The sequence below is a fragment of the Sphingomonas sp. RB1R13 genome, from assembly GCF_036663775.1.
GTDB lineage: Bacteria > Pseudomonadota > Alphaproteobacteria > Sphingomonadales > Sphingomonadaceae > Sphingomicrobium.
On sequence record NZ_JAXOJM010000133.1, the window covers coordinates 1 to 1,006 of the forward strand.

The following is a 1,006-nucleotide window of genomic DNA, read 5'->3' on the forward strand; positions in this document are numbered from 1 at the left end:
CTCATCAACTGGCATCCGGCCGATGCGAGCCGCCGCGCCTATCCCCAGGACCTGACCCGCGATCCGCGCTGGCGGCCGGTTTCCGCTATTTCGATACCGCCCCGCATTATGGCCGGGGCCTGAGCGAACGGCGGCTGGGCGATGCGATACGCGGTCGGCAGGACGTCATCGTCTCGACCAAGGTCGGGCGGCTGATGGACCCGGACTCCGGCATCACCGACGACCGCGAGCGCGACGGCTTCCACACCGCCATGCCGTTCTGCCCGCGCTACGACTATAGCTATGACGGTATCCTGCGCAGCCACGAGCACAGCCTGCAACGGCTGGGCCTGGCACGCGTCGACATCCTGTTCGTCCATGACATCGGCCGGGTCACGCATGGCGAGGCCGATGCGCGGTATCGCGAACAGCTGATCGCGGGCGGCGGCTTTCGTGCGCTGGAGAGCTTGCGCGATCAGGGCGCGATCGCGGGCTTCGGACTGGGCGTCAACGAGGTCGAGGTCTGCCTGGACCTGATGCAGGCGTCGCAGTTCGACGTGATCCTGCTTGCCGGGCGTTACACGCTGTTGGAGCAGGGCGCACTCGATGCGCTGTTCCCGGCCTGCGCAGCGGTCGGCACGTCGATCGTGGTCGGCGGTCCCTATAACAGTGGGATCCTCGCGACCGGCAGTGCGGCGGCCGGGCGCTATAACTACGCGCCCGCGCCCGAGGCGGTTCTTGCCAAGGTCCGCGCGCTGGAGACTGTGGCCTCGCGTCACCAGGTCTCGCTGCCCGCCGCCGCGCTCGCCTTCGTGCTGGCCCATCCTCTGGTCGCCAGCGTCATTCCCGGTATCGCCGATCCGCAACAGGTATCCGACACGATGCGCCTTTACGCCGAACCCATCCCGTCCGCCTTCTGGACGGACTTGCGCGCCCAAGGGCTGGTCCGCCCCGACGCGCCCCTGCCCGGAGAAGGTGCATGAGCGTGGCCGCCATCCGGCTGACCCCGACCGACAATGTCGCCGTC

Annotated in this window: 1 protein-coding gene; it reads left to right on the forward strand. The window is 68.6% G+C overall.

Translation table 11 applies throughout. From position 1 onward, the window contains the following. Positions 1 to 962, forward strand: a 962-nt coding sequence (locus U1700_RS15505; RefSeq protein WP_332753548.1) for an aldo/keto reductase, incomplete at its 5' end; no start/stop codon positions are given. Between the last annotated feature and the right edge of the window lie 44 nt (positions 963 to 1,006).